Origin of the sequence: Enterobacter sp. BNK-29, from assembly GCF_048684785.1 — a bacterium.
GTDB lineage: Bacteria > Pseudomonadota > Gammaproteobacteria > Enterobacterales > Enterobacteriaceae > Enterobacter > Enterobacter cloacae_M.
On the sequence record NZ_JBLQTU010000001.1, the window covers coordinates 3,192,916 to 3,214,849 of the forward strand.

At 57.3% G+C, this 21,934-nt stretch carries 23 protein-coding genes; 6 read left to right on the plus strand and 17 right to left on the minus strand.

The window, feature by feature from the left end; all coding sequences use genetic code 11:
* Positions 1-15 precede the first annotated feature (15 nt).
* Positions 16-621 (plus strand): glutathione transferase GstA, encoded by a 606-nt coding sequence (gene gstA, locus ACMGGX_RS15205; protein WP_420298563.1) that lies wholly within the window; start codon positions 16-18, stop codon positions 619-621.
* On the opposite strand, the gene ACMGGX_RS15210 is transcribed toward gstA, so the two are convergent.
* The 10 genes from ACMGGX_RS15210 to ACMGGX_RS15255 form a co-directional block, all read right to left on the minus strand.
* Complete coding sequence (locus ACMGGX_RS15210; protein WP_420298564.1) at positions 615-1,628, minus strand: C45 family autoproteolytic acyltransferase/hydolase; 1,014 nt, start codon at positions 1,626-1,628, stop codon at positions 615-617. The two genes, gstA and ACMGGX_RS15210, sit on opposite strands and share 7 nt — an antisense overlap.
* A 21-nt stretch (positions 1,629-1,649) precedes the next feature.
* Positions 1,650-2,372 (minus strand): glutamine ABC transporter ATP-binding protein GlnQ, encoded by a 723-nt coding sequence (gene glnQ, locus ACMGGX_RS15215; protein WP_085841534.1) that lies wholly within the window; start codon positions 2,370-2,372, stop codon positions 1,650-1,652.
* A gap of 2 nt (positions 2,373-2,374) precedes the next feature.
* Positions 2,375-3,031 (minus strand): glutamine ABC transporter permease GlnP, encoded by a 657-nt coding sequence (gene glnP / locus ACMGGX_RS15220; protein WP_024906945.1) that lies wholly within the window; start codon positions 3,029-3,031, stop codon positions 2,375-2,377.
* A gap of 50 nt (positions 3,032-3,081) precedes the next feature.
* A complete protein-coding gene (glnH, locus tag ACMGGX_RS15225) occupies positions 3,082-3,834 on the minus strand; it encodes a glutamine ABC transporter substrate-binding protein GlnH (RefSeq protein WP_116341327.1) in 753 nt (250 codons plus the stop codon).
* 125 nt (positions 3,835-3,959) lie between these two features.
* Complete coding sequence (locus ACMGGX_RS15230; protein ID WP_183078932.1) at positions 3,960-4,514, minus strand: carboxymuconolactone decarboxylase family protein; 555 nt, start codon at positions 4,512-4,514, stop codon at positions 3,960-3,962.
* Positions 4,511-5,839, minus strand: a complete 1,329-nt coding sequence (locus tag ACMGGX_RS15235; protein WP_126796998.1) for an aspartate aminotransferase family protein — start codon at positions 5,837-5,839, stop codon at positions 4,511-4,513. The genes ACMGGX_RS15230 and ACMGGX_RS15235 overlap by 4 nt, the downstream gene beginning before the upstream one ends.
* A gap of 128 nt (positions 5,840-5,967) precedes the next feature.
* Complete coding sequence (locus ACMGGX_RS15240) at positions 5,968-6,825, minus strand: MurR/RpiR family transcriptional regulator (RefSeq protein WP_420298565.1); 858 nt, start codon at positions 6,823-6,825, stop codon at positions 5,968-5,970.
* Positions 6,826-6,978: 153 nt separating this feature from the next.
* Complete coding sequence (locus ACMGGX_RS15245; protein WP_407065661.1) at positions 6,979-7,392, minus strand: GNAT family N-acetyltransferase; 414 nt, start codon at positions 7,390-7,392, stop codon at positions 6,979-6,981.
* Between the two features lie 78 nt (positions 7,393-7,470).
* Entirely contained in the window at positions 7,471-8,061 is a 591-nt protein-coding gene (locus ACMGGX_RS15250) for a hypothetical protein (RefSeq protein WP_348560728.1), read from the minus strand.
* A 197-nt stretch (positions 8,062-8,258) separates the two neighbouring features.
* Entirely contained in the window at positions 8,259-9,140 is an 882-nt protein-coding gene (locus ACMGGX_RS15255) for a LysR family transcriptional regulator (protein ID WP_063439659.1), read from the minus strand.
* Between the two features lie 105 nt (positions 9,141-9,245).
* On the opposite strand from ACMGGX_RS15255, the gene budA reads away from it, so the two are divergent.
* The 4 genes from budA (at position 9,246) to ACMGGX_RS15275 (ending at position 13,114) form a co-directional block, all read left to right on the plus strand.
* Positions 9,246-10,025 carry an acetolactate decarboxylase gene (gene budA / locus ACMGGX_RS15260; RefSeq protein ID WP_096149764.1) on the plus strand — a complete coding sequence of 260 codons (780 nt, stop codon included), beginning with the start codon at positions 9,246-9,248 and terminating at the stop codon, positions 10,023-10,025.
* Positions 9,997-11,718, plus strand: a complete 1,722-nt coding sequence (alsS, locus tag ACMGGX_RS15265; protein WP_407065662.1) for an acetolactate synthase AlsS — start codon at positions 9,997-9,999, stop codon at positions 11,716-11,718. The genes budA and alsS overlap by 29 nt, the downstream gene beginning before the upstream one ends.
* A 20-nt stretch (positions 11,719-11,738) precedes the next feature.
* Positions 11,739-12,509, plus strand: coding sequence for a (S)-acetoin forming diacetyl reductase (locus ACMGGX_RS15270; RefSeq protein ID WP_024906954.1), 771 nt, complete (start codon positions 11,739-11,741; stop codon positions 12,507-12,509).
* A gap of 131 nt (positions 12,510-12,640) precedes the next feature.
* Complete coding sequence (locus ACMGGX_RS15275) at positions 12,641-13,114, plus strand: cold-shock protein (RefSeq protein ID WP_023310683.1); 474 nt, start codon at positions 12,641-12,643, stop codon at positions 13,112-13,114.
* A gap of 107 nt (positions 13,115-13,221) precedes the next feature.
* Here the strand turns inward: ACMGGX_RS15275 and ACMGGX_RS15280 are convergent, their stop codons facing one another.
* From ACMGGX_RS15280 to ACMGGX_RS15300, 5 genes are all read right to left on the minus strand, one after another.
* Positions 13,222-13,926 carry an ABC transporter ATP-binding protein gene (locus ACMGGX_RS15280; protein ID WP_348560730.1) on the minus strand — a complete coding sequence of 235 codons (705 nt, stop codon included), beginning with the start codon at positions 13,924-13,926 and terminating at the stop codon, positions 13,222-13,224.
* Entirely contained in the window at positions 13,913-14,749 is an 837-nt protein-coding gene (locus ACMGGX_RS15285; RefSeq protein ID WP_348560731.1) for an ABC transporter ATP-binding protein, read from the minus strand. Before ACMGGX_RS15285 ends, ACMGGX_RS15280 begins: the two co-directional genes overlap by 14 nt.
* Positions 14,742-15,575 (minus strand): ABC transporter permease, encoded by an 834-nt coding sequence (locus tag ACMGGX_RS15290; protein WP_325760447.1) that lies wholly within the window; start codon positions 15,573-15,575, stop codon positions 14,742-14,744. Before ACMGGX_RS15290 ends, ACMGGX_RS15285 begins: the two co-directional genes overlap by 8 nt.
* Positions 15,575-16,588 (minus strand): ABC transporter permease, encoded by a 1,014-nt coding sequence (locus ACMGGX_RS15295; RefSeq protein ID WP_348560732.1) that lies wholly within the window; start codon positions 16,586-16,588, stop codon positions 15,575-15,577. The genes ACMGGX_RS15290 and ACMGGX_RS15295 overlap by 1 nt, the downstream gene beginning before the upstream one ends.
* 175 nt (positions 16,589-16,763) lie before the next feature.
* Positions 16,764-18,332, minus strand: a complete 1,569-nt coding sequence (locus ACMGGX_RS15300; RefSeq protein ID WP_420298566.1) for an ABC transporter substrate-binding protein — start codon at positions 18,330-18,332, stop codon at positions 16,764-16,766.
* 201 nt (positions 18,333-18,533) lie between these two features.
* Here ACMGGX_RS15300 and ACMGGX_RS15305 point away from each other — a divergent pair, with 201 nt between their 5' ends.
* The gene (locus ACMGGX_RS15305) at positions 18,534-19,232 is read left to right on the plus strand and encodes a GNAT family N-acetyltransferase (protein ID WP_126797006.1); all 699 of its coding nucleotides are present in this window, start codon (positions 18,534-18,536) and stop codon (positions 19,230-19,232) included.
* Between the two features lie 33 nt (positions 19,233-19,265).
* On the opposite strand, the gene ACMGGX_RS15310 is transcribed toward ACMGGX_RS15305, so the two are convergent.
* Positions 19,266-20,960, minus strand: a complete 1,695-nt coding sequence (locus ACMGGX_RS15310) for a thiamine pyrophosphate-binding protein (protein WP_348560734.1) — start codon at positions 20,958-20,960, stop codon at positions 19,266-19,268.
* A gap of 33 nt (positions 20,961-20,993) precedes the next feature.
* Entirely contained in the window at positions 20,994-21,734 is a 741-nt protein-coding gene (locus tag ACMGGX_RS15315) for an SDR family oxidoreductase (protein ID WP_181594558.1), read from the minus strand.
* Positions 21,735-21,934: the final 200 nt, after the last annotated feature.

A 21,934-nucleotide genomic window follows, 5' to 3' on the forward strand; every position in this document is an offset into this window, starting at 1 on the left:
TTTAACGGAGAGATCATGAAACTCTATTACGCCCCGGACACTTGCTCACTCTCACCCCATATCGTGCTTCGCGAACTGGCGATTGAGTTTGATCTGGTAAAAGTGGACAACAGGAGCAAGCTTACCGCTGACGGGCGCGACTTCCTGACCATCAACCCCAAAGGTTATGTCGCAGCGCTTGAGCTGGATGACGGGAAAATCCTGACCGAGGGGCCAGCCATTTTGCAGTACCTCGCGGACCTCAAGCCGGAGAGGGGTCTGGCACCGCGAGCAGATAGCTGGGAGCGAGTGCGGCTTCAGGAATGGCTTAACTTTATCACCAGCGAAATACACGCCGGATCGGCACCCCTTTTCAACCGCGGGCTGCCCGAAGAGGCCAAATCGATTTTTCGTGAGAAGCTGTTCAGGCGGTTCGATTTTCTTCAGGAAACGCTCTCCACTAGCGCTTATCTGGCGGGAGCGTCATTCAGTGTGGCAGATGCCTATCTTTTCACCGTGCTGGGGTGGGCCAGGTTCTTCGCCATTGAGCTGAGCCCCTGGCCTGCGCTGCTGGCGTACAGGGAAAAAATCAGTGCCCGTCCAGCGGTGCAGGCCGCATTAGGTGCGGAAGCGACTCAGTAAGACTCTAAAGCGGGTTTTTGCCGATCGTGAGTGAATATCTGCCATTTAATATCCGACTTACTCAGGATAAAAATGGCCGTGGCCAGCGTGTTCTCTTCATCCGGGTCGTGTGGCGAGAGACGATAAATCGGGAGCGCGGGATCATGCTGGTCTGAAAGAATACCCAGTGCTGCCGCACCATCAAGGTGAGATTGCGTCTCCAGCCAGGCGTTTAGCCGCTGCTGGCGTGACCGGGAGCTGTCAGTGATTACCTGCTCAACCGCATCAAGCTGAGGGTGGATAAGGTGATTAGCATGGGCGAAAACCTCCCGCAGCGGCATAACGGAACAGCCTGTTCCCGTAGCCTCCACGCTAAACAGTCGACTGTCTCCCATTTGTCCCACCGTATGGTGAAATGCACCGGCGCGTGGCTCGGTAGTAAGTATGGAGATGGCTTCATCCAGCGTGGCGGCATTCAGCGCGGCGCGGGCTAATACCTGACGCGGTATGCCGCGTGGACGGTGCAAAGCGCGTATGTTATTCACCGTATTCACCACGCCCTTTTCGTTTACGGCGAAGGTATGTCCGCAAATCGACCCCGGGTAGGCAAAACTGGTAAACGCCAGGCCGTCATCCGGGGTAATGCTGACGATGGCGCAGTCATGCCGAAGCTGCGGGAAACCGTCTTCATTATGCGCAATAATCAGCTCTCCCTCAGCGGTGCTTCCCGCTACCGTGGTACAGCCGTCAGAGGTCGAGCGCACCAGATCGCCGCGGCAGTTCCAGGCAAACACCTCATCAAACGGTGCTTCCAGCCCCTCGGCTAATCCCTCCAGCTCCTGCCAGATAAGGGGGTACTGAGACTGGACCAGCGAGCGCATGCTCCGGGTCTGTTCTGCGTCTTTCATGGCGGTAACGGTTTGCCACAACGCCGTTTGCGTCAGTTTTGCATGCCAGGCTTCGCGGCCGAACGCGCCAAGCGCCTGACCTACTGCAAAAGCGGAACCACGAATGTCTATTTTTTTCATAGTGTTATCATTCACTTCTGTTCAGGATACGTGTTGCAAAAATTCTTTCAGGCGTGGATTGCGACTGTTATTCAGCAGCATATCAGGTGGACCATCTTCGGCAATGGTGCCGCCATCAATAAAGATTAGCCGCGATGCCACATCGCGGGCGAAGCCGATTTCATGGGTCACAATCACCATGGTCATGCCTTCTTCGGCCAGCGAGCGCATGACTTTCAGTACCTCATGCCGTAATTCGGGGTCCAGCGCTGAGGTCGGCTCATCGAACAGCATCATTTTCGGTTTCACCGCCAGGGCTCTGGCAATGGCCACGCGTTGCTGCTGACCGCCAGAGAGCTCTGATGGGTAGTGGCTGGCGCGTTCGCGTAAGCCAACGCGGTCCAGTAACGCGAGTGCCTGTTCCCGCGCGGCGGCTTTGCTCTGTTTGCGTACGCGAACCGGACCAAACATCACATTCTCCAGCGCCGTCAGATGGGGAAACAGATGGAACTGCTGAAACACCATCCCGGCTTCACGGCGGATATCACACTCGTTAGCGTGAGGATCGGTAAGATGCATTCCCGCTACCAGCAGCGTGCCGGAGGAAATTTCCTCCAGCTTATTAATGCAGCGCAGCAGCGTCGACTTACCCGACCCGGAAGGACCGATGATCACCACCACTTCGCCGGCGTCAATTTTTAAATTGATGTCGTGCAGCACCTGAGTGGCGCCGAAATTTTTCGACACTGCGCTAAACTCAACCATGCTCATAAAATATGGATCCTTTTCTCCAGTTGCTTCAGCAGGAAACTCAGGCACAGCGTCACCAGCAGGTAGATCATTGCCACGGCGGTCCAGACTTCCAGCGCGCGAAAATTACCGGCAATTATTTCTTGCCCCTGACGAGTCAATTCCGCTACACCAATCACAATAAACAGCGAGGTGTCTTTAATACTGATAATCCACTGATTACCTAACGCCGGGATCATACGGCGCAATGCCAGCGGCATAATGACATGCCATAGCGTGCTGCGTTGGGATAATCCCATTGCCAGGCTGGCCTCTCTAAATCCTTTATTAATTGAGAGGATCGCCCCTCGGGTGATTTCTGCAATATAGGCACCCGAGTTAATCACAATGGTCGTAATGGCCGCGGTTACCGGGTCGATATGAATCGGTAGCACCATGGGGAGTGCGAAGTAAATAAACATCACTTGCACCATAATAGGCGTTCCGCGGATTAACTCGACAAAGACTAACGAGACTGTCTTTGATATTTTCCCTCCGAGCGCCCGGCAGGTTCCCGCCAGCAGGCCAATAACAAAACCACCCAATAAACCTGATAATGAAATAATCAGCGTCAGCTGTAGTCCTTGCAACAACAGCGGCAGGGACTCCCAAATATATTTACTGTCGAAATTCATATGTTACCCGTTAAGATGCAACGAGGTCGGATCGCTCCGACCTGGCGGGATTATTTTGGCTGTTTAGCAAACCACTTCACGTAAATCTTGCTGTAAGTTCCGTCTGCACGTAACGCCTGTAGCGCTGCGTTGATCTTCGGCGTCAGACTGCTGTTTTTCTGCATCGCAAAGCCGTAGTGCTGCGGCAGAATGCTGTCAGTTTCACCGGTTGATTTCACTTTTCCATCACCTGCCGTTTTTACGTAATAGAGCACGTTGGGGGAATCATGCACCACGGCGTCAAGGTTACCTGCCTGCAAATCAAGATAGGCGTTATCAATATTCGGGAATTCGACATAATTCGCCTTATATTTGCTTTTCATAAAGCTGGCCGCCGCCGTTCCCTGCTTTAATCCCACTTTTTTTCCTGCTAAATCGCTGAATTTAGTAATGGTATTGTCGCTGCTTTTAACCGCCATTAATAAATCAGCATCATAATAACCGTCGCTGAAATCGACAACCTGTTTACGCGCGTCGGTTATCGTAATGCCCGCCATGGCGACATCCAGATTCCGTGATTGCAACCCCGGAATTAGCCCGCCGAAGTCCATCGGGCGTAATTCGTAGCTGACATTCATTTTTTTAGCGATGGCATCCCACAAATCAATATCAAAGCCGACGTATTTATCGCCTTGTTTAAATTCAAAGGGGACAAATGCGGTATCAACGCCAACCGTTAATTTATCCTGTGCTTGTGCCACAAAACTGGCGGAGCAAGCGACCAGCGCTAACGTAACTTTTAATTTAGTCAATAATCCGGACATAATAACCCTCGGCGTCAGTGAAGTAGCGTGCATGAATGTCACCCGGCGAAATACATTGGCGGGGTGGGAAAATAAAACGTTGATATGCAGGGCGCACTTTCATGCGCCAAATTTAAAGCGAAAACTTATGCGGGAATAATCTCATCCCAGGTGTCGGGTACCGGCGTCTGTGCGCCGTTCATAATCATTGAGAGAAAACTGTAATAACCATTGATTCCGATCAGATCCACCACGCCTTTCTCGCCCCACAGCGCGATAGCGTGCTGCCAGGTGGTATCGCTGACCTTCTGCTGTTCATGTAACTCCTTACAAAAGTGATAAACCACCCATTCATCCGGCTGCAGATCCTCTGGAAGACGTTTTTCATTAATCGCCTGCACCGCCGCAGCAGAAATACCCTTCTCGCGCGCTATCGGTGCATGAATCGCCCACTCTACAGGCTGCGACCAGTGCCGCGCGGTCATCAAAATCGCCAGTTCCGACAGGCGCTGTCCCAGCGCGCTGCGATAACGCAGGTATTCTCCCATGCGTTGTGCATGGGCCATCAGCTCTGGGCTGCGCAGCAGCGGCTCGAAAGGGGGCAGCAGCGCACCGCGGGGCCCGTTGATTATCTCTTCGGCCAAAGTACGCTGTTGGTCGTCCCACTCATGCTCCGCCAGCGGCGGTAAACGATTGATCATAATCTGCTCGTCTCTTCGCGAATCACGGTGTTCAGCGTATCCACCACAAAGTCGAGCTGGCCAGGCGTGACAATAAACGGGGGCGCGATCAGGATATGGTCGCCATATTGCCCGTCAATTGTTCCACCCATTGGATAGACCATCAGCCCACGTGACATACAGTTTGCTTTGATTGCTGCATGCAGCTTCAGGGCAGGATCGAAGGGGGTTTTGCTGGCTTTATCGCGTACCAGCTCAACGCCGGCAAACAAGCCGCGTCCACGCGTATCACCGACGTGCGGTAATTCCCCCAGTACCTCGCGCAATGCGTTGTGCAGGTAAGCCCCCTGTTGCTTAACCGCCTGCAGCAAATTATCGCGCGCAATCACCTGCTGGACTGCCAGGGCTGCGGAAGCGGCGGTCGCGTGACAAATGTAGGTGTGCCCGTGCTGGAACAGACCGCTACCGGCCTGCAGGGCTGAGACAATCTTCTCGCTCGCTAATACTGCGCCAATCGGCTGATATCCGCCTCCCAGCCCCTTCGCGATGGTCACCAAATCCGGCACCACATCATCCTGTTCAAACGCATGCAATGTGCCGGTACGTCCCATGCCACACATGACTTCATCCGCGATATAGAGGATGCCGTATTTATCACACAGGTTGCGTACACCTTTAAGATAGCCCGGGGTAGGCGGGGTGGCGCCAGTGGTGGCCCCCACCACGGTTTCTGCACAGAAACCAATAATGGTGTCGGGACCGGCCTCAATAATGGCCTGCTCCAGCTCGTTGAGCAGACGCGTGGTGTATTGCTGCTGGGTTTCGTCTGCGCGGCGGTCGCGATACTCATTGCAGGCCGAAACGCGGATCACGTCGATCAACAAGGGAGCAAACTGGCGGCGGCGCCATTCGTTGCCTCCCACCGCGAGCGCCCCAAGGGTATTGCCATGATAGCTCTGTTTACGGGCGATAAATTTGGTGCGCGACGGCTGGCCGATCTCAACAAAATACTGACGCGCCAGCTTGAGTGCGGTTTCGACCGCTTCCGAACCACCCGAAACGAAATAAGCATAGTTAAGATCGCCTGGCGCCGTACGCGTCAACTGTTCAGCAAGCTGTTCAACGGTGTCACTGGTAAAAAAACTGGTATGGGCATAGGCCAGTTGATCGATCTGGCGATGCATCGCAGCCAGCACGTCAGGATGCGCGTGACCTAAACAGGACACGGCGGCGCCACCGCAGGCATCCAGATACTGTTTTCCCTGTGCATCGAAAATGTACGCCCCCTGAGCGCGTACCGCCACGGCGGGCGTGTTGCGTAGACTGCGGTGAATAATATGGCTCATGCTGGTCCTGCTCCTGAATACGCTGTGCTAATGAAGCGCATCTTGCAGGATCCATTTGTATCACGTCAATTTCATTTTTGATCCAAATGCATTCTGTTTTCTTATGCCAGATGCATATGAATCATTATTCAGGGGTTTCCGGGCACCACATAGGCGCCAGAGTCGATAAGATAGCGTTCAGCATTTTCGATTTTATTCACTGCGTCCCGACCATGGCGCGCGACCAGCATCGCCAGTAAACACTCGGCGAGCCCCATGCCTGACACCACGGAAGGGAAAAACGACGGGCTGTCGATAGAGAACAGCAGCGTGCAGTCGGCGGCCTGTGCTAATGGCGAGACGGGAGAATCCGTGATGGCGACGATTGTTGCGCCCGCCTGCTGAGCCGCGCGCAGGACATCGAGCGACTCACGTGAATAGGGCGCAAAGCTGGTGAGTAACAGGCAATCCTGTGCTGTTAATTCGCGGGTGAACACCTCGATATTGCTCGCCAGCCCATCAATGAGCGAGACTTGCCGATTGAACAGTCGATAGACATAAAACAGCGACCAGGCGATAGGGAAACTGGCCCGGAAGCCGCAAATATAGACATTCTCGGCCGCGTCCAACAGCGATACAGCCTGCTCCATGGCCTGATGGTTTTCATGCTGTGTAAAAGCCAAATTTCTCTGATGCGCCTGAAATACCTCTTCATACAGCTGCGGCTGAGTGCCTTTGGCGATCAGCTTCTCGGCTTTGGAGACATATGTATCATTGCGCAGCCCGAGTTCATCAATGAAAGCGTCCTTGAGTTCACCCCAGCCGTTATAACCCAATCGCTGCGCTAACCGCAGCAATGTGGCGGGTTTTACACCGGCTTCACTGGCGAAGGCACGCATTGATAGCACAACCAGTTGATTGGTATTCTGTAGCGAGAACTCGGCAGCACGCTGTAATTCTGCAGACAACTCGCTGAATGTACTGACAATATTTTCCCTTGGATTCATAGCAAATAGTCCCGCTCTTTAAGGTTAGCGCTGCTGTCGTTAGCGTACGTTCGATCTTCACAGACCGAACGGGTTCGCGTTGTCCCGGAAACGGATGATGAAAACACAGAGTCAATAAGTCAACGGGGAGCTGAACAGGGATTATCAGCCAGGCTATTTTTCATTCAAATAGATATCAGGCCGCGTAATCGTCCATGCATAGTTTTTTCTGTTTACGGGCTCGTAGCCAAATTTTTCATAGAGCCAGGGTGCAGTCGTGGTAAATAACATGATCCTGCGAAGCTGCTCAAACACAGGGTGATGATGTATGCATTCCATAACCCATCTTCCAAGCCCTTTGCCCTGATGTTCTTCAAGGATATAGACATCGCAAAGGTAGGCGAAGGTCGCATAATCTGTTATCAGACGCGCGAAACCAATCTGGTGTTCATTATGATAAAGGCCAAAGTTAAGACTGTTCTCTATTGAAGCAGAAACAATGTCCAGGTGAATGCCTTTTGCCCAGGTTGACCTCGTCAGATATTGATGAATAGCTCGTACATCAAGCTTTTCTCTGTCTGTACTCACCAGATAGTTATTCTTATAGCATTCGTATTACTCTGAAACCTGATAGGGTTTTCTATGAAGCATAGCTTCGCTCCTCGCTCATTCCAGCCCTTCAATATTCAACTTAACCGCTTTCAGCGTCCTTTTACGGATCCAGCCGCTCCCGGCCCGTATTGCCAGCCAGTAGGCTGCCATTTTGAGTTGAGTACGTTTGTCCGGACAATAGACGAAGGTTTCCGTACAGAGTTCATGTTGACCTGGGGCCAGTTCCGTTACCTGGTAGCGCAGCAGCAATGTCGCGCTACCCGGCGCGGCTGGCGACTGAAAAGCCATGGCGTCCGGTGCGTTTTCCAGACCGAAATTTGTCCGCCAGAATTGTCCTTTTAAGCCATAGCAGAGCTCAGATGCAGAGTTTTTCAACAGGGTAAAACTGTGCAGGCCAAAGTTGCTGATTGAGTCAGCCTGCTGATTACGTAGTAATTTTTGCGGTAATTGCCGTAAAGCCATCAGTCGACGAATCACGGCATCTTGCCGGACGTCAAAGTCTGCAATCAACGGCAGAATATTTTCAGGATGCGCGGTATGAATGACCGCTCGGTGTTTTTCATGGAACTGGAACTGGGGGAGAAAAGCGGGAACATCCTGCCACTGAGCAAGCGCTTTGCGGGTAACGAATCCGGGGTTCAGCATTCCTCTTCCTTGTCATCCTTTGAGTCCTGCCAGAGTATCAGATGGTTTGCGGCAGACAATTACCAGGAAAATGTAGTACCGAAGCGTGCATCAGTAAGACCTTTACCGTTCCAGGATCCCGTGATTTGACAACAAAAGCTGACTTGCCGGGTGGCGGCTGCGCCTTACCCGGCCTACAAACCAGCGGCGCTGCGCCGTCACCCCTCGCTCATCATCATCAAAAACCGCTTCACCGTCCGCGAGCGTTCAAAGCGCCGCCAGCAGAGCGCGATATCGGTATAAAGCTCCGGCGAGCTCAGCGCGTGATAGGTGACATTCGGCGGTGAAATGGCCGCCATGGATTTCGGCACCAGCGCGAACCCGCCGCCTGCGGAAACCATGCTCAGGGAGGAGGAAAGCTGCGACGACTGCAGCGCGTGCTGCACGTCGATCCCGGCCCGCTCGCAGCAGCCGTGGACCCGTTCGTACAGCCCCGGCGCGACCTCCTGCGGGAACAGCACCACCGGCGTATCCCGAAGCTGCTCTAACGCCAGCGAATCGCACGCCGCCAGCGGATGCTCGCGATGCAGCGCCACCACCATCGGCTCCCGGTCGAGGATTTTTAACTCGAACGCCTTGCTGCTCTCGCACGGCAGGCGCACGAAGGCGATATCCAGTTCACCCTCCGCCAGCATCGTCGTCAGCGACGACATATTGGCTTCCACCTGATGAACCTGCACCGCCATGTTCTGCACCTGAAACTGGCGGATCAGCGCGAAAATTTTGGGATGAAAAGCGTCGGAGCTGGTGATGCCAATCGACAGGTTGCCGTTCAGCCCGCGCGCGATGCCGCGGGCTTTTTCCAGCGCGGCGTCGCTCAGCGCCAGGATCTTGCAGGCGTCCTCGTAGAAGGCTTCTCCCGCCTCGGTCAGCTCCACGCCCCGCGTCAGGCGTCTGAACAGCGGCGTGCCGACTTCCTCTTCGAGCCGTTTGATCTGCTGACTCAGAGGAGGCTGTGAAATACCCAGCGCTTCGGCCGCCCTGGTGAAGTGTCGCTCGCGTGCAACCGCGACAAAATACCGCAGATAACGAAGTTCCATATCTAAAACGTCTCAAACCAGCATGGTTTCTATATTGGAACTCTCTGCTGAATCGGGTCAACATTTATTTAACCTTTCTAAATAAAGTTGAAGAGGACGAGCACGATGTTGCATTCATCTGCCTGCGACTGTGAGGCCAGCCTGTGCGAGACCCTGCGGGGGTTCTCTGCCCAGCATCCTGACAGCGTGATCTATCAGACATCGCTAATGAGCGCCCTGCTAAGCGGCGTGTACGAAGGAGAGACCACCATCGCCGATCTGCTGGCACACGGCGATTTTGGTCTGGGCACCTTCAACGAGCTGGACGGTGAAATGATTGCCTTCAGCAGCCAGGTGTACCAGCTGCGCGCCGACGGCAGCGCCCGGGCCGCGAAGCCGGAGCAGAAAACGCCGTTTGCGGTGATGACCTGGTTCCAGCCGCAGTACCGCAAAACCTTCGATGCGCCGGTCAGCCGTCAGCAGATCCACGACGTCATCGACCAGCAGATCCCCTCCGACAACCTGTTCTGCGCGCTGCGCATCGACGGCAACTTCCGCCACGCCCACACCCGCACGGTACCGCGCCAGAAGCCGCCGTACCGCGCGATGACCGACGTGCTGGACGACCAGCCGGTGTTCCGCTTTAACCAGCGCGAAGGGGTGCTGGTCGGGTTCCGCACGCCGCAGCACATGCAGGGCATTAACGTGGCCGGCTATCACGAGCATTTCATCACCGACGACCGTCAGGGCGGGGGCCATCTGCTCGACTACCAGCTGGAGAGCGGCGTGCTCACCTTCGGTGAAATTCACAAGCTGATGATTGACCTGCCCGCCGACAGCGCGTTCTTACAGGCCAACCTTCACCCCAGCAATCTTGATGCAGCGATCCGTTCCGTCGAAAACTAACAGGAGAACTACCGTGAACAGTGAGAAACAGTCACGTCAGTGGGCGCACGGCGCCGATATGGTTGTCGGCCAGCTGGAAGCGCAGGGCGTGAAGCAGGTGTTCGGGATCCCGGGTGCGAAAATCGACAAGGTCTTTGACTCCCTGCTGGATTCCTCCATCGAGATTATTCCGGTGCGTCACGAAGCGAACGCGGCGTTCATGGCGGCGGCGGTAGGGCGTCTGACCGGCAAGGCCGGGGTGGCGCTGGTGACCTCCGGGCCGGGCTGTTCTAACCTGATCACCGGCATCGCCACCGCCAACAGCGAAGGCGACCCGGTGGTCGCGCTGGGCGGGGCGGTGAAGCGGGCGGATAAAGCCAAGCTGGTGCACCAGAGCATGGACACCGTCGCCATGTTCAGCCCGGTCACTAAATACGCCGTGGAGGTCAGTTCGCCGGACGCGATTGCCGAGGTGGTATCGAACGCGTTTCGCGCCGCCGAGCACGGCAGGCCGGGGGGCGCATTCGTCAGCCTGCCGCAGGATATTGTCGACCAGTCCGCGACGGGGGCGATTTTACCCGCCAGCGGCCCGGCGCTGATGGGCCCGGCACCGGAGTCCGCCATTAACGACGTGGCGAAGCTTATCGAAAACGCCAAAAACCCGGTCATCTTGCTCGGCCTGATGGCCAGCCAGCCCGCCAACAGTGCCGCGCTGCGCAAGCTGCTGGAGAAAAGCCGTATTCCGGTGACCAGCACCTATCAGGCCGCCGGGGCGGTAAACCAGGAGCACTTCACCCGCTTCGCCGGCCGCGTCGGTCTGTTCAATAACCAGGCGGGCGACCGGCTGCTGCATCTGGCGGACCTGATTATCTGCATCGGCTACAGCCCGGTGGAGTACGAGCCGTCCATGTGGAACAGCGGCGACGCGACGCTGGTGCACATTGACGTGCTGCCCGCCTATGAAGAACGCAATTACGTGCCGGATCTGGAGCTGGTGGGGGATATCGCCGAAACGCTGAACCTGCTCGCTAACCGGATCGACCACAAGCTCGAGCTGAGCCAGCGGGCCTCCGAAATTCTGGTCGATCGCCAGCATCAGCGCGATCTGCTCGACCGCCGCGGCGCCTCGCTCAACCAGTTTGCCCTGCACCCGCTGCGCATCGTGCGCGCCATGCAGGACATCGTGAACAACGACGTGACGCTCACGGTCGACATGGGCAGCTTCCACATCTGGATCGCCCGCTACCTCTATAGCTTCCGGGCGCGTCAGGTGATGATCTCCAACGGTCAGCAGACCATGGGCGTCGCGCTGCCGTGGGCGATTGGCGCGTGGCTGGTGAACCCGGGCCGCAAGGTGGTTTCGGTCTCCGGCGACGGCGGCTTCCTGCAGTCGAGCATGGAGCTGGAAACCGCGGTGCGCCTCAACGCCAACGTGCTGCACATCATCTGGGTGGATAACGCCTACAACATGGTGGCGATTCAGGAAGAGAAAAAATACCAGCGCCTTTCCGGCGTGGAGTTTGGCCCGGTCGATTTCAAAGCGTATGCCGACGCCTTCGGTGCGAAAGGCTTTGCCGTGGAGAGCGCCGAGGCGCTTGAGCCAACGCTGCGTGCGGCGATGGATGTGGATGGCCCGGCCGTGGTGGCCATTCCCGTCGACTACAGCGATAACCCGCTGCTGATGGGCCAGCTCCATCTCAGCCAGATTTTGTGACTCAATATAAGGACAGAGAAATGCAAAAAGTTGCTCTCGTAACAGGCTCAGGCCAGGGGATTGGTAAAGCGATCGCGCTTCGCCTGGTGAAAGACGGGTTTGCCGTCGCCATCGCCGACTATAACGTTGAGACGGCAAGAGCCGTCGCCGATGAAATCATCCGTAACGGCGGCAACGCCGTTGCCGTGAAGGTCGATGTCTCTGACCGCGAACAGGTGTTTGCGGCGGTGGAGAAAGCGCGCACCGCGCTGGGCGGTTTTAACGTTATCGTGAATAACGCCGGGATTGCGCCGTCTACCCCTATCGAATCCATCACGCCGGATATTGTCGACAAGGTCTACAACATCAACGTGAAAGGGGTGATCTGGGGGATCCAGGCCGCGATTGACGCCTTCCGCAAAGAGGGGCACGGCGGCAAGATCATCAACGCCTGCTCCCAGGCGGGCCACACCGGCAACCCGGAACTGGCGGTCTACAGTTCCAGCAAGTTCGCGGTGCGCGGCTTAACCCAGACCGCGGCACGGGATCTCGCGCCGCTGGGGATCACCGTTAACGCCTACTGCCCGGGCATCGTCAAAACGCCGATGTGGGCGGAAATCGACCGTCAGGTCTCCGAGGCGGCGGGTAAACCGCTCGGCTACGGGACCGAAACCTTTGCCAAACGCATTACGCTTGGCCGCCTGTCCGAGCCGGAAGATGTCGCCGCCTGCGTTTCATACCTGGCAGGACCGGATTCCGACTACATGACCGGCCAGTCTCTGCTCATCGATGGTGGGATGGTGTTTAATTAAATTCTAATAAGCTCTGACATGAGTTTTCCCCTGCCCCCGTGCAGGGGCTTTTTTTTGTCTCCTCCGTCATTGTGCATTACACTGCGCGCTGCAAAACTTTAGTCATTACGATCTGACAGGCGGTAACAGCGATGAACGGTACAATCACAACGTGGTTTAAAGATAAAGGCTTTGGATTTATCAAAGATGAAAACGGCGACAACCGCTATTTTCATGTGATTAAGGTCGCGAACCCCGATCTGATTAAGAAAGATGCCGCGGTGACCTTTGAGCCAACCACCAACAACAAAGGCCTTTCCGCCTACGCGGTGAAGGTGATCCCGGAAAGCAAACATCTCTTTATTGCGGGCGAGCGCGTGAAGCTCTCCTCCATCAAATCCTTCGTGGTGTTTAACGAAGAAGAGCCGGCTGATACCAAAATCGACAAAGAGAACGCGGTGCTGTCGGTTGGGCTGCTGATGAACAGCATCAAGCCTAAATCCGAGAAAAAGCCGGGCGAAATGCGCACGGTGAAGAAGCTGGCGATCACCACCTTCCAGAACACGACGCTGATCTTCACCGAAGATGAGATCGACATCGATGCCACGGTGAAGCTGCTTAAGTAACGTTTTGCCGGGTGGCGGCGACGCTTACCCGGCCTACGAAAAACCATCAACGCGGCACGAAACGTAGGCCCGGTAAGCGCAGCGCCACCGGGCACCGCCGCGCGCACTTACCCCATCCGGTGATCGCCCCGTAACATCGCCTCGCGGTCAAACACCCTCTGGATCTCCCCGTGCGCCATAAACGCCGCCCGGTCGGACATATGGGCAATCACGTCCGCGTCGTGGCTCACCAGCAGATAGGTCATGCCGTGCTCGGTCTTAAGGCGGTTGAGCAGGTTCAGGATCTCCGCCTGCACCGACATATCCAGCGCCGAAGTCGGCTCGTCCAGCAGCAGAAGCTGCGGGCGCAGCAGCAGCGCGCGGGCAATGGCAACGCGCTGGCGCTGGCCGCCGGAAAGCTGGTGCGGATAACGCCTGCCCGCGTTGGCGGAAAGCCCGACCTGCTGCAGCGCATCCGCCACTTTCTCCGCAATCTGCGTTTCGCCGTGGATGTTTAACGGCTCCGACAGGGTGCGCGCAACGGTGTGGTTTGGGTGCAGCGACGCCCACGGATCCTGAAACACCATCTGCACGTTGCGGCGAAGCTCGCCTTCAAAACGCCGTCCTGGCCGTAGCGCCTCTCCAAGGATCGAAATGCGGCCGTTCCACTCGCGCTGCAATCCCGCCAGCACGCGCAGAATAGTCGATTTCCCGCAGCCGGATTCGCCGATCAGGCTGAAGGTTTCACCTTTCTCGATGCCAAAGCTGGCGGCGGACACCGCCGTTTTCTCCCCGAATCTCACCTGGAGATCGTTAACCTCAACGAGCGCCATTATCGGCCTCCTTCCACGACTGCGTGCGGTCCAGCGTCGGCAGCATCTGGCCGAAGGTGCTGGCGTTCGGACGGCAGGTCCACAGGGTGCGCGTATACGGGTGCGTCGCCTGCGGCAGCCGGTTCGCCGCCATCTCATCGACCTTTTCGCCCTGATACATTACCAGCATGCGGTCGCAGTGTTCCGCCACCAGCGGCAGATCGTGGCTGATGAGCAGCATCGCCATCTGGCGTTCTTCGCTCTGCTGCACCAGCAGCTCGAGGATCTGATTGCGCAGGCGGGCGTCCAGCGCGGAGGTGGGTTCGTCGGCAATCAGCACCTGCGGGTTGTTGATCAGCGCAATCGCGATCATCACCCGCTGGCCCATGCCCCCGGAGAGTTCGCCGGGATAGCGCTGGAGGACATGTTCGTTGAGCCCGACGGCGCGGATGATGTCGTGAATGCGCGCCAGGCGCTCGGCGCGGGGCAGGCGCTGGTGCAGGGTCAGCGCCTCATCAAGCTGAGCGGCGACGTTTTTCGCCGGATTCAGCGCGTAGCGCGGGTCCTGCAGGACCATCGCAATCCCGTTGCCGCGCAGCGCCTGCCAGCGGCGGGTGCTCAGGTTCAGCAGGTCGTTGCCGAGCACGTTAAGCCGGTTCGCGCTCACGATGCCGGGTTTGCGCACCAGCCCCATCAGGGCGCGGGCGGACATTGATTTGCCCGAGCCGGATTCCCCCACCAGCGCCAGCCGCTCGTTGCCAAGCGTGAAGCTGAGGTTGTTGACCACGCGCGCGGCGGGGTAGTCGATATTCAGCGCATCGACGATGACGCGTTGTTCAGTCATGCTGTGGCTCCAGTACGTCGCGCAGGCCGTCGCCCAGCAGGTTAAAGGCCAGGCTGGCAAACAGAATCGCGCCGCCCGGAATGGCGGCAATCCACCACTGGTCGAAAATGACCTGCATGCCGTCGGCGATCATCGCGCCCCATTCGGCCATCGGCGGACGCGCGCCAAGACCGAGGAAGCCCAGCCCGGCGGCCGCCAGAATAATGCCCGCCAGATCCAGCGCCAGCCGCACAATCGCGGACGGCAGGCACAGGGGCAGAATATGGCCGACCAGCAGGCGCGGACCGCGAATGCCCATCATCTCGGCGGCGGCGAGGTAGTCGCTGTGGCGCAGACGCTGGATCTCGCTCCGCGCCTGCCGCGCGTAGGCAGGCCAGGTAGTTAAGGCCAGCGCCAGCGCGCCGTTGACCAGCCCCGGGCCAAGCATCGCCACAAACGCGAAGGCGAGGATCAGGCGCGGCATCGACATTACCACGTCGGTAAAACGCATCAGGATGCGCTCCAGCCAGCCGCCGTAGTAGCCGGACAAAATCCCCACCAGCAGCCCGGCGGGCAGGGTGATTACGGTAACTAATGCCACCAGCCCGAGCGCCGGACGGGTGCCGTAAATCAGACGCGAAAGCAGGTCGCGCCCGTAGCTGTCGGTGCCCAGCCAGTGCTGGTGATTCGGTGCCTGCAGGCGCGCGGCGGCGTCCTGCCAGTTCGGGTCAAGCGGCGCGAGCCACGGCGCGAACAGGGCGATAACCAACAGCAGCGCGATGGCAGCCAGCCCGCAAAACGCGGCAGGGGAGCGGCGCAGGCGGCGTAAGAAAAGATAAAACGGCATCAGCGCACCCTGGGATCGGTCGCCCGCACGAGCAGGTCGGTGAGGTTATTGATCAGCACAAAGCAGACACCAATCAGCAGCGTGCCGCCCATGACGGCGGTGGTGTCTCCGGCGAACAGGGCGGTGGTGAGGTAGCGCCCGATCCCCGGCCAGGAGAAGACGGTTTCGGTTAATACCGCGCCTTCCAGCATGCTGGTGTAGGCGAGGGCGATTACCGTCAGCAGGGTACCGCGAATGTTCGGCAGCACGTGGCGCAGCAGAATGGTCATCTCCCCGGCGCCCTTGGCGCGGGCAAGCAGGATGTACTCTTTGTTCATTTCGCTCAGGCAGGCGGAACGCGTCAGACGCGTGATGCTCGCCAGCGAGTAATAGGCCAGCAGCAGCACCGGCAGCACCAGGTGGCTGAGGGCGTTGCGGAACGCCTCGCGATCGCCGGAAAGCCAGGTATCCACCAGCGCAAAGCCGGTACGCGGCTCGACGGTGAACTGCCAGATATCGTCCAGCCTGCCGGGACCCGCGCTCCACTGCAGCTTCGCGTAGAACAGGGCCAGCATCAGCAGGCCGAGCCAGAAAATCGGTACCGAGTTGCCGAGCAGGGTGAGGGTTCTGATGGTGAGATCGAGCGGCGAACCGGCGTAGCGGGCGCACAGCACTCCGGCAATCACGCCGAGCACGGCGCCGATGATTAACGCCAGCGTGGCCAGCTCCAGCGTGGCGGGGAACGCGTGCAGCAGGTCCTGCAGCACCGGCTGCCCGGTGGCGCTGGCGGTGCCTAAATCACCGTGGGCAAGGTTTTGCAGGTAGTGCCAGAACTGAACGGGCAGGGGACGATCCAGCCCAAGCTGGTGGCGAACCTGATCGTAGGTTGACTGGCTGGCGTGATCGCCCACGATCTGCAGCACGCGATCGACAGGTGAAAACGCCGAGAGCGCAAACGTGACGAGCAGCAGCCCGAAGAGCGTGAGCAGCAGGGTCAGCAGACCCTGGAGCACGCGGGTGGAAAAATGTGGCATGGGAAATCTCTTCATACCGGGTGGCGGCTTCGCCTTACCCGGCCTACAAAAACTGAAAATATGCACGGACGACCCCCTCTCCCTGTGGGAGAGGGCGGGGGTGAGGGGAAACAGGCGGCTCTGTTGCGCTATGTTGCTCTCACCCCAACCCTATCCCACGGGAGAAGGAGAAGGGCTATTTCGTGACGCGGTCGTACCAGACCATATCCGCGTTCAGCCCCTGCTGATACCCCTTCACGTTATCGCGCACCACGATCTGGGTTTTACCCTGATCGACAAATACGTACGGCGAATTCTGCTGCAGCTGCTCCTGCATCTTCTTGTACAGATCCAGACGCTTCGCCGGATCCGGCTCGGCTACCGCCGCCAGCGTGGCTTTGTTCAGCTCCGGGATTTTCCAGCCGTTCAGCCCGGCCACGGTGCTGGATTTACCGTCGTTCCACGCGAAGGCGCTGGCGTTAGAGTGCGCGTCGAAGTAGTCCGGGATCCACAGACGAATCGCCGCCTGATGCTGCTTCGCGCGCACGCGGGCATAGACCTGGCTCCCGGCGGCAGGCAGCAGATCGACCTTCACGCCGCCCTGAGCAAAGCTCGCCTGCATCGACTGGGCGATGGTGATAAACGGCGGCTTGTTCTCCACGTCCAGCGTGAAGTGCGCGTCTTTAATGCCCGCTTTGGCGAGAATGGCTTTCGCTTTTGCCGGGGCAAACTTAAACGGGTTGTCTTCCAGCGCGCCCGGCAGGCCGACCGGCAGGAAGCTCTGATGAACAAAATACTGGCCTTTCAGCAGATTCTTGGTGATGCCTTCATAATCGACCAGCCAGCGCGAGGCTTCCCAGAACGCCGGGTTGTTCAGCAGCGGGTTGGCGCTGTTGCCGGTGTTAAACACCAGGTAATTTTGCTCGGCTGACGGAATGCTCAGCACCTTCACGCCAGGCTTGCCGTCCAGGGCGCTTATCTGATCTGCTCCGAGATCGCGCGCCACGTCGGCATCACCCTGCTGGATCAGCAGGCGGCGTGAAGCCGGATCGGGGACGTTTTTAATGATGATGCTTTTGAGCTTCGGCGCGCCGCCGGGTGCAGATTCGTTGGCTTCCAGCACGATGGCCTGATGCGGCTGATAGACGCGCATTTTGAACGCGCCGCTGCCCGCCGAGTGCATTTTCAGCCACGCGTTGCCGAAGTCATTATCCTTCACGTTTGCCGCTACCTGCTTTTCATCGACGATGGAGGCAATCGGCGTGGAGAGAATATTCAGCGCCACCGACGGGCTAACGTCCGCCGTCCAGTGAAGCTGGAGGGTATGATCGTCCACCTTTTTCAGCTGGCTGGCGATGTTGCTCGCGTCCCAGCCCAGCACGTTCAGAATAAAGGCCGGGGATTTGTTCAGCGTCACGGCGCGGGTGTAAGAAAAAATCACGTCTTCCGGGCGCAGCGGGTTGCCGGAGGCGAATCTGGCATCGGGCTTAAGTTTGATCGTCAGCGTTTTTGCTGCCGCGTCCGCTTCCCAGCTTTCTGCCAGAATCGGGGTGATTTTTTCCGGGTTATCGCGGTCCGGCTGTACCAGACGCTGATACAGGCTCGGCACGGTCTGGATGCTGGAAAGCTCGTTAGCTTCGGCCGGGTCGAGGCTCACGATGTCATCCAGCCCCTGGGCAACAACCAGCGTGTTGGGCGGAGTAGCGGCGTGGACAGCGCCTGAGAGCGCAGCCAGCACCAGTAACGGCAACAGTTTTTTCGTCATAGCGATCCCTGAGAAGAATATATTGTGATTGTTTTATGCTCCGCTACGTTAGGTCGACTCTGACATTCCGCAAAGTCGAAATTCAGCTTTGCTTATATCTTGCGGGAATATCGCATGCGCTTGGGCTATTAAAATGTGCTGCTTTTCGCCCGCTTTTTAACCTGCTATAACAAATTCTTTACCTTTCAGGGAGTCACCGCCGTGCCCGAAATCAATCAACATGGTCAAACCGTTAACGATATCGTTCCAGACTGGAGAGGCGCGCGCGTATTAACCCGCACGCCGCTGTTCGGCCAGTATTGCCGCCTGGAGCCGCTGGATGCCGATCGTCACGCGGCCGATCTCTATGAGGCCTACGCGCTGGGCGACGACAGCGACTGGACGTGGCTTGCCAGCACGCAGCCAGCGAGCGTGGAAGCCACCGCCCACTGGATCGTGGCTAAGGTGATGGACGATGAGCTGGTGCCGTTTGCCGTCATTGATTTACGCACCGAACGCGCGGTGGGGCTGGTGAGCTATATGGCCAACGAGCGGCTGCTGGGGTCGGTGGAAATTGGTCACGTGACCTGGTCGCGCAGGATGAAAGGAACCCGGATGGGCACCGAAACGGTGTGGCTGCTGCTGAAAAATGCGTTTGAGCACGGCTACCGGCGCGTCGAGTGGAAGTGCGATTCCATGAACGTTGCGTCACGCAATGCGGCGGAGCGGCTGGGGTTTGTCTGGGAAGGACGCCTGCGCCAGAAGCTGGTGCGCAAAGGGCGCAACCGCGACAGCGATATGCTTTCTATTATTGACGGCGAGTGGCCGCAAAGAGACGCCGAGCTGCGCGCCTGGCTGGCGGCGGAGAATTTTGACGGGGAAGGGCGGCAGATTAAGCGGCTTGAGGCGTTTCGGTTATAAGTGTTTTATGTAGGGTACATCTGAAACGGTCGATCAATCTGCGGAAATGGCAATTTCGATCAAATTGGTTTTTCCGGACTGTAGCCCCTGCGTCACCGCCGTGGCGATATCCGCGGCCTGGGTCACCCGGCAGCAGCGGATACCCATCGCGGCGCCCAGCGACTGGAAATCAATTCGCGGGTTAATCAGATCCATCCCGATAAAGCGACCCAGCTTTGTCGAACTGTAGCCCGGCTGTCCTTTCATGAAGTTTTTCAGGATGTTGTACTCCAGGTTATTCATCACGATAAAGGTGACGGGCAGATTTTCGTGCGCCGCCGTCCAGAGCGCCTGCGGCGAGTACAGGGAGGCGCCGTCGCCAACCAGACACACTACCGGCTCGCGTTCTAGCCCCAGCGAGTGCCCTACTGCTGCAGGCATTCCCCAGCCCAAACCGCCGCCGCGCATAAAGTAGTAGCGCGGGTGCTGCTGGTCGGAAATAAACCGGCGAACGTGTCTGGCCGTTGCTATCGCCTCGTCGACAATCGTGGTGCCCGGCGGAACGGACTTTATCACCTCGTAGGCCGCGACCATCGGCGAAATCGCCGGGCGCAGCCGCTCGGCTGCCAGACGCTCTTCCTGCAGTTGCCACTCTTTTTCTCGTTCAGCGCGTGCCGCTTTGAGCAGCCGCTGATGCGTCAATTTGCTTGCCACCCGGCGTTGCTCAAGCTTCGGCAACAGTTCCTTCAGGGAGAGTTTTATATCCCCCATCACCGAGAGGCGTGTGGCGTAGGTGCGGCCAAGTTCGTTCATATCCGCCGAGAGCTGATACACCGCGCAGGTTTCCGGAATGGCCTCGCCCTCGCTATACAAAATGGTAATCAGGCTTCTGCCGCCGATGATAAACACCGCATCGTAGGCATTAACGACGCTGGCGATTTCATTTGCGGTGGTGGGCATATTGCCTCGCCATAGCGCGTGCTGCGTGGGAAAGGGCAAATTCAACGGCCAGGAGGAGCCGTAGACGTGGGCGCCGAGCGCTTCAGCAAGCTGGACAATCTCCTGCGTCGAGCCGCTGGAGTGAACTTCATCCCCCGCCACAATCATGATCCTGCCGGGCGTAACCTGGCTCAACTCTTCGGCCAGTTCGTCCAGCGAGCCCGCCACGGTGTGGTAGTTCACTTTAGAGGCCGTTTGTATCCCGGCGTCGCTCAGCTCTTCCATCACGTTCATTGGCAGGGATAGCAGAACCGGACCCGCCGGAGGGTAGCTGGCGGCATGAAAGGCCCGGCGCACAAGAACCGGGAGTTGATCTGCGCTGGTGACCTCCTGCGCCCATTTCACCACCGGCGATCCAATGGAGACAATGTCATCGTACAGGAGCGGGTCGCGCACGTAGTGCCGGGTATCCTGCTGCCCGACGGTGACAACCAGCGGCGTTTTCATGATCCGCGAATTAATGAGATTCCCCATGCCGTGCCCAAGACCGCTGGCGGTATGCAAATTGATAAAACCGGTCTTGCCGGAGGCTTTCGCGTAGCCGTCGGCAATGGCGACCACGCTGCTCTCCTGGAGTGCCAGAATATAGTGAATATTTTCATGGCGAAGAAGGGCATCAATGAGCGGGAGTTCGGTGGTGCCGGGGTTGCCAAAAATATATTCCACACCTTCACTCTCCAGCACTTCAAGGAGAATATCGGCACCCGATCGCATATTTAAATCTGATAAGGACGTTAATGATTTAATCATAATGACACCTCATTCAGTATTATTTAAGGCATGCTAAAATTCTTCCTGCGTAGGACGGATAATTATTTCATTTACATCAACGTCGCCAGGCTGTTCGATAGCAAATAATACGGCTCTGGCAATCGACTCTGCCGGAATAGCCTGCTTATAAAATTCATGCAGGAACTGTTTGCTCGGGGCATCAGAGCTGCCAAACTGCAGCTCGCTTTCAACGGCGCCGGGGGAAATAAGGGTCGTCCGAACGGTTTTCCCCGCTTCCTGACGTAAGCCTTCACTCAGGGCGCGGACGGCGAATTTCGTGGCGCTGTACACCACGCCGCCGGGGGCAAGGACCTTGACACCCGCCACGGAGGCCACGTTAATAAAGTGTCCGCTCCCCTGGCGCTGGAATACCGGGAATGCCGCTGCGATACCGTACAGCACGCCTTTGATATTGGTATCGATCATCCGGTCCCACTCGTCGGTTTTCAGCTCGCTGAGGGGAGCAATCGCCATAAAGCCCGCGTTGTTGATCAGTACGTCGACGCGCTGGTATGCGGCGACGGCAGCGTCAATCGCGCGCTGAACCTCCTCCTGTCGGGTCACGTCCGCCTTCACGGCAATCGCCTGGCCGCCCTGCTGAATAATGCGATCCACCAGGGCGTTAATTCTCTCCAGACGACGGGCAACCAGCACCAGAGAAAAAGGTTTATTTGCCAGATGAAGCGCAATGGCCTCACCAATACCGCTGCTGGCACCGGTGATAACAACAACTTTGTTTGCACTATTATTCATGATCTTATCTCACTGTTGTGTGATTCAAAAAAAATAAAATGCAGAGAAGGATTAAAGAATGATGACGAATTCTTTAACCCTTTTTAAAAATATATTGTATATATCGAATTAAATAGTATTCGATTTAAACTTAATGGAGTTGCAGGGAGAGTGTCAATAAAGTTTCTAATAATAAAATTCATTGCGGTGCTAATATTTAA